The following is a 6,318-nucleotide window of genomic DNA, read 5'->3' as shown; positions in this document are numbered from 1 at the left end:
CGTCCGGCCTTGAGGCGGGGCAGCAGGCGTTCGGCCAGATGTTCGCCCAGTCCCTGCAACAGACGGCTCTGGGCCGCCACAAGACTGGCGCTGCTCATGCCGGCATCCTCGCTGGCTGCGTAGATGCCGCGATCCAGCGCCTCTCCGCCACGGGAAAGCTGCCAACGGGCCTGCAACCGGGCCGTGCCCGGCGTGTCGCCGTCCAGACGTTCCAAAGCCACGGCCAGTTCCATGTCGCCCTGCCGGTCTCCGGCAGCGATCACGTCGATGCCCCGGGGCAGCAGGCGGGCGGCCAGCACTTCGCCCAGCACGCGCCGGGCGCCCTGTCCCAGCGGCTCGGCCCAGATGTCCAGTTCCGAGACCTCCAGGCGGGTCTGGCCGTCGCTGCGGCGCACCAGACCGTTGCGGTCCAGATAGTCAGGCACGCTCACCGGTGCGATGCTCAGACTGGCAGCGGGCAGGCTGTCGGCGGTCAGGGGGGGCTGGCCGCTGTCCAGCAGATAGAAGTGCGTGGGCGCGCTGCGGCCGCAAGCGGTCAACAGGAGCGTCAGCAGGGCCAGGAAAACGGTCGTATGGCGGAGGAGATGGTTCATCGGCGACTTCCTTGTTTGCCGCGGAGCAGGGCTTCGGGATTGCGTTCCAGCACGTCCATGAACGCCCGCAGGGAGCGGACGGCAGCCGCGCTTTCCTGAATCAGGCGGCGCAGCTCCTGGGTGAGGGGGGCATTGCGTTCCACCACGGCCTTGGTGGCCAGGGAAACGGAGGAGACGTTGTTCATGGCGTCCCGGGTGCTTTGCAGGGCCTGGGGCAGGTCGTGCTGGGCCGACGTGGCCGCCGCATTCAGCTTTTCCAGGGCCTGGGCCAGGGTCTTCTGGGATTCCTGCATGCCGGCCAGCAGGGCCTGCGCTTCTTCAAAGGAGGTGGCAAAGGCCTTGATGCCGCGTTCCAACGCATCGCCGGACAGGGCGGCGTTGAGCTTTTCCAGGATGCCCGCCGTGGTATGCGCCATCTCTTCCAGAGGCAGACTGGCCACGGTACGCTGCAGGGTATCGATGGGCGAGGGCAGGGTGGGGATCTCCCTGTCCGGCATGGGGGAACGGAAGTTGGCGGGCGTATTGGGCAAAAAGTCCAGCTCCACGCGGTACTGGCCGGTGATGAGGCTCTGGAGCTGCAGGCGGGCGCGCAGGCCGCGCTGGATCAGGCGGCGCAGGATCTCCTGCCGGAAATTGTCCGTGAGCTCGCCGGTGACCCCGGCCCGGACGATGCTGTTCTCGTCCAGCCGGATGTAGACCGGGATGGTGACGCTGGCGTCGCGCGGGTTGGCCTCCAGGCTGATGCGCGTCACCTGGCCCATGGGCACGCCGCGGAAGACCACGGGCGCCCCGATATTGAGGCCGCTCACCGAGCCGTCGAAGTACAGGACGTATTCGATGTCGTCACTGAACATGCGGCCGCCGCCCAGCAGGATGATGCCCGCCACCAGCAGCGCCAGTCCGCCGATGACGAAAGCCCCTACAGCGGTTTTGAATGATTGTTTTGCCATGCCGTATCCTGTGGGTTCAGTCCTGTTGTTGGGGGCCGCCCGCTTCGCCGCGCGTCAGGAAGCGCAGGGCCTGCAGCTCGGTGTGCGGGTCGCGCACCAGTTCGGAGGGGTTGCCCCGGGCAGTGACGCGCCGGGTCCGCACGTCGAGATAGATGCCGTTGCTGGCGATGGCGAAGATGCTGGCCAGCTCGTGGGAGACGATGACGAAGGTCGTGCCCAGGGCGTCGCGCAGCTCCAGGATCAGGTCGTCCAGCATGCGGGCGCTCACCGGGTCCAGACCGGCGGAAGGTTCGTCCAGAAAAAGGATTTCGGGATCGAGGGCCAGGGCCCGGGCCAGACCGGCCCGCTTGCGCATGCCGCCGCTGATCTCCGAAGGATAGTAGTCCTCGAAACCGGCCAGACCGGCCAGGGCCAGCTTGAGCGAGGCCTGCTCGCGGATCTCGTCGTCATCGAGGTCGGTGTACTGCTGCAGCGGCAGGCCCACGTTCTCGGCCAGGGTCATGGAGCTCCACAGGGCGCCGCCCTGGAAGAGGACGCCCGTACGCCGCAGGATGCGGCGGCGCTCTTTTTCGGTACAGGCCCAGATGTCCGTATCGCCGTAAAGCACCTGGCCGCTCTGGGGCTGCTTGAGGCCCATGAGCGTGCGCAGGAGCGAGCTCTTGCCGCAGCCGGAACCGCCCATGATGAGGAAGATGTCATCGGCGGCCACATCGAAATTGACGTCACGCATGAGCACGAAGGAGCCGTAGCCCAGGGTCAGGTCGCGGACGCGCAGGCGGGGAGTGCTCATGTCAGATGCCCAGTACGTTGCAGATGATGGTGATGACGGCCGTGGCGATGATGATGCCCACGATGGACTGGACCACGGCCGTGGTGGTGGCCAGGCCCACGGCCTGGGCGCTGCGGCCGCAGCGGATGCCCTGATAGCAGCCCGCTAGGGCGATGATGATACCGAACACCGTACCGTAGGCGATGCCGATGAGCCCGTGGACGAAGGAGACCATCTGCATGGTGGCGTTGAGGTATTCGGCGGAACTCAGCCCCAGCATGGAGACGCCCACCACATAGCCGCCCAGGATGCCCATGAGGTCGGCATAGACCGTGAGCAGGGGGACCATGAGCATCAGGGCCAGCATGCGCGGCAGCACCAGAAAATCTATGGGCGAGATGCCCAGGGTGGTCAGGGCGTCCACTTCCTCGTTGACCTGCATGGTGCCGATCATGGCCGCATAGGCGGCCCCCACGCGGCCGGACATGACCACGCCCACCATGACCGCGCCCATGACGCGCAGCATGCCGATGCCCACCAGCCCGGCCACATAGATCTGGGCGCCGAACTGCGTCAGCTGCACCGCGCCCACAAAGGCCAGGATCAGACCGAACAGCAGGCTGGTGATGGAGATGATGGGCAAGGCGCGCACACCGCATTCGTACATGGCTTCTATAAAGTCCTGCATGCGCATGCCGGCGCGTCCCAGGATGAGACGCCAGATGGAAAGGGTCACATCGCCGAGGAATTCCAGAAAATCCGCACAGCGGGGCGGCAGGTCCATGACCGCTTCGCCCACCCGGGCGAAAAGCCCTTGCCGGTGGTCGCTGCGGGCGGCCCCTGCCTGGGCCGGGATGGCGAAGGCCAGGTGCAGCAGTCGTGCCAGTCCTGTGGGCAGGTCCTGGCTGATATCGATCTGCGCGGCGCGGGCGGCCTTGTGCAGCTGGACGAGGAAGACCAGGAGGCTGCTGTCCCAGGCGTCGAGGGAGGCCGCCGCGAGGTGCAGCTGCCGGATGCCGGGGCCTCGCAGCTGCTGCAGGGCGTCGGCACACTGCGGCGGCCAGGGCGTATTGATGGCCCAGCTGCCGGAGACGGTGACCTGCAGGCGCTCTCCGGCCCTGTCCAGGTTTACTTGCGGACTTGTTTCCATCTCTATAGTATACGCGCAGGACAGAAGCTACGCAAGGAGGGAGGCCGCTCCCCCGCAGGCTTTTTCCCCTTTTTTGCTTACCCTACAACCCCGGATTGCCATGTCGCTGAAACAACGCCTCGGGCTTGCCGCAGAGCCCGTCTTTCTCATGGATGGCTCGGCCTTCATCTATCGCGGCTTTTTTGCCAACAGGAACATGCAGCGTTCCGACGGTTTCCCCACCAATTCCCTGGTAGTGGTCAGCCGCGTGCTGCTGCGCATCCTGCGCGAAGAGCGCCCCCGCTATTTCGCCTTCGTGCAGGACGGCAAGGGCCCCAACTTCCGGCACGAGATATTCCCCCTCTACAAGGCCAACCGCGATGCCACGCCCGAAGATCTGGTACGCCAGCTGGATCCCATCCACCGCATGGTGCGGGCCCTGGGCCTGCGGCTGGAAGTCTCGCAGGGCTGCGAGGCCGACGACTGCATCGCCTCGCTGGCGGCGCGCTTCGCGGCGGAACATCCCGTCATCATCGTCAGCGGCGACAAGGACCTGAAGCAGTGCCTGGGCCCCAACGTCTACATGTGGGACCCGGCCTCCAAGGAAGAAAAGCTGGTGAGCGAGGCCGATTTCACGGCAGAGAGCGGCGTGACGCCCGCCCAGTGGCCCGACGTGCAGGCCCTCATCGGCGATACCAGCGACAACATCCCCGGCGTGCCGGGCATCGGTCCCAAGACCGCGCGCCAGATCTTCTCCATCTGCCCCAGTCTTGAGGACATCCGCGACCATTTCGTCCTGCTGCCGCCCAAGATGCAGGCCAAACTGCAGGCGCATCTGGAAAACATGTTCACCTGGCGCGAGCTCACCACCCTGAGACGTGATTTCTGCCCCGGCGTCACGCTGGACGACCTGCGCGTGCGGCCGCTGGATGCCGCCACCTGCGCCTTGCTCACGGAAGAGTTCGAGCTCTTCGCCCTGCGGCGCGAGCTGGCCGCCCTGGACCGTCTGCAGGCCGCCGAGGCCGACCTGCCCGAGGAATTCCTGGATGCGGGCAGCATCCGTGAGGACGCACAGCCTGCAGCCGGGAAGAAGGCGGCTGCGGAACAGGCCTCCCTGCCGCTGGCCCAGCCTGCCCGCAGCGGTCGTGCCACCAGCCAGATGAGCCTTTTGGACGCCATGCCGCAGGAATCCGCGCCCGCGCTGGATGACGTATCGGCCCTGCCGGACTGCGGAGATGCCCGCGTGGCCCTGATCTGGGCCCACGGCGACCGCGAGGCCCCCTATCTGGCCGTGGAAGGCGCTGACGGCAGTTCTTTGGGAGAATGGCAGTGGAAAGGTCCTGTGGCGGAGCTGGCCCGGTGGCTGGCCCCTGCCCGCACCCTGGTGACGGCGGACCTCAAGGGCATGCTGACCTCCGCGTCCTGCTGGCAGTTCCTGGCCGGGCGTGCGGGGGACTGCATCGATCTGGGCGTGGCCGCCTATCTGCTGAACCCCGAAGAGAACGATTACGGCTGGCCCCGTCTTTCGGCCCGCTGGGGCGCCGTGCTGCGCCATGAACTGGAGAGCAGGGGCGAGACGGCCCCCGGCCCCGCGCGTCTGGGACTGGCCATGGCGCAGCTGTTCGAGCAGCGCATGGAAAAGGACGGCCTGCTGGAGCTGTTCCGGCGTCTGGAGATGCCCCTGCTGCCCGTGCTGGCAGGCATGGAACAGAGCGGGGTGGCCATCGACGCCGCGGCCTTCCGGGCCTTCCTCGACGATGTGCAGGGCCGGCTGGACCAGCTCACGGCCCATGTCTACGAGCTGGCGGGCACGCAGTTCAACATCCGTTCGGCCCAGCAGCTGGGCGATGTGCTGTTCAACGGGCTGGGCCTGCCCGCGCCGCGCAAGACCAAGGGAGGCCAGGCTTCCACCAGCCAGCAGACGCTGGAAAAACTGGCCGGGCAGCATCCGGTGGTGGACAGCATCCTGCAGTACCGCAAGCTGGAGAAGATGCGCTCCACCTATCTCGATCCCCTGCCGCGCCTGGTGGACCCGCAGGGCCGCATCCATACCACTTTCAACCAGAAGGCCACGGCTACGGGACGGCTCTCCTCCAGCAATCCCAACCTGCAGAACATCCCCGTGCGCGGGCCGCTGGGCAAGCGCATGCGCTCCTGCTTCATCGCCGGGCCGGGCCGCCTGCTGGTCTCGGCCGACTATTCGCAGGTGGAGCTGCGCGTGCTGGCCCATGTCTCGCAGGATCCGGCACTGCTGGAAGCCTTCCGCAACGGCGAGGACATCCACGCCCGCACGGCGGCCCTGGTCTATGACCTGCCGCCCGACCAGGTGAGCCCGGACCAGCGCCGCAATGCCAAGACCATCAACTTCGGCCTCATCTACGGCATGGGCGCCCAGAAACTGGCCCAGGAGCTCAAGATCAGCACCACGCAGGCCAAGGACTTCATCGCCCGTTACTTCGAGCGCCTGCAGGGCCTGAAGGAGTTTTACGAAGGCGTGGAGGCCTCGGCCCGCAAGCACGGCTTCGTGACTACTCTGGGCGGTCGCCGCCGTCTGCTGCCGGACATCAATTCCGCCAGCGGACAGGCTGCGGCCCTGGCCCGCCGTCAGGCCATCAATACCGTGATCCAGGGCTCGGCGGCGGACATCATCAAGCTGGCCATGCTGGCCGTGGCCCGTGACGGGCGCCTGCGGGAGCTGGATGCCCGCCTGCTGCTGCAGGTGCACGACGAACTTTTGCTGGAAGTGCCCGCCGATGCCGCCGAAGAGGCCGGGGCCCTGGTGGCCCGCCTCATGCAGGATGTCTGCCCCGCAGGCAAGGAGCTTTCCGTGCCGCTGCTGGTGGACTGGGGCACCGGTCACGACTGGGGCGCGGCGCA

General features: G+C 67.0%; 5 protein-coding genes. 1 reads left to right on the top strand and 4 read right to left on the bottom strand.

Features of this window, described 5'->3' with window-relative positions; all coding sequences use genetic code 11:
- From ACQRCJ_RS11850 to ACQRCJ_RS11835, 4 genes are all read right to left on the bottom strand, one after another.
- The coding region (locus ACQRCJ_RS11850; RefSeq protein WP_168934843.1) for a PqiC family protein at nucleotides 1–593 on the bottom strand (593 nt) is incomplete at its 3' end.
- The gene (locus ACQRCJ_RS11845; RefSeq protein WP_168934844.1) at nucleotides 590–1,543 is read right to left on the bottom strand and encodes an MlaD family protein; all 954 of its coding nucleotides are present in this window, start codon (nucleotides 1,541–1,543) and stop codon (nucleotides 590–592) included. The genes ACQRCJ_RS11850 and ACQRCJ_RS11845, both read right to left, overlap by 4 nt.
- A gap of 16 nt (nucleotides 1,544–1,559) precedes the next feature.
- Complete coding sequence (locus tag ACQRCJ_RS11840; RefSeq protein ID WP_168934845.1) at nucleotides 1,560–2,333, bottom strand: ABC transporter ATP-binding protein; 774 nt, start codon at nucleotides 2,331–2,333, stop codon at nucleotides 1,560–1,562.
- A gap of 1 nt (nucleotide 2,334) precedes the next feature.
- Nucleotides 2,335–3,462, bottom strand: a complete 1,128-nt coding sequence (locus ACQRCJ_RS11835; RefSeq protein WP_168934846.1) for an MlaE family ABC transporter permease — start codon at nucleotides 3,460–3,462, stop codon at nucleotides 2,335–2,337.
- Between the two features lie 100 nt (nucleotides 3,463–3,562).
- Between ACQRCJ_RS11835 and polA the strand changes: the two genes are divergently transcribed.
- A partial coding sequence (gene polA / locus ACQRCJ_RS11830) for a DNA polymerase I (protein WP_427799875.1) occupies nucleotides 3,563–6,318 on the top strand: 2,756 nt, incomplete at its 3' end.

Source organism: Desulfovibrio sp. SGI.102, from assembly GCF_050314315.1.
In the GTDB taxonomy this organism is placed as follows: Bacteria; Desulfobacterota; Desulfovibrionia; order Desulfovibrionales; family Desulfovibrionaceae; genus Desulfovibrio.
This window is presented reverse-complemented; position numbering and strand designations above follow the sequence as displayed.

What these genes read in the sequence shown, in the direction of transcription:
- ACQRCJ_RS11845 (WP_168934844.1), bottom strand. Translation starts at nt 1,543, where the DNA reads ATGGCAAAACAATCATTCAAAACCGCTGTAGGGGCTTTCGTCATCGGC.
- ACQRCJ_RS11840 (WP_168934845.1), bottom strand. Translation starts at nt 2,333, where the DNA reads ATGAGCACTCCCCGCCTGCGCGTCCGCGACCTGACCCTGGGCTACGGC.
- ACQRCJ_RS11835 (WP_168934846.1), bottom strand. Translation starts at nt 3,462, where the DNA reads ATGGAAACAAGTCCGCAAGTAAACCTGGACAGGGCCGGAGAGCGCCTG.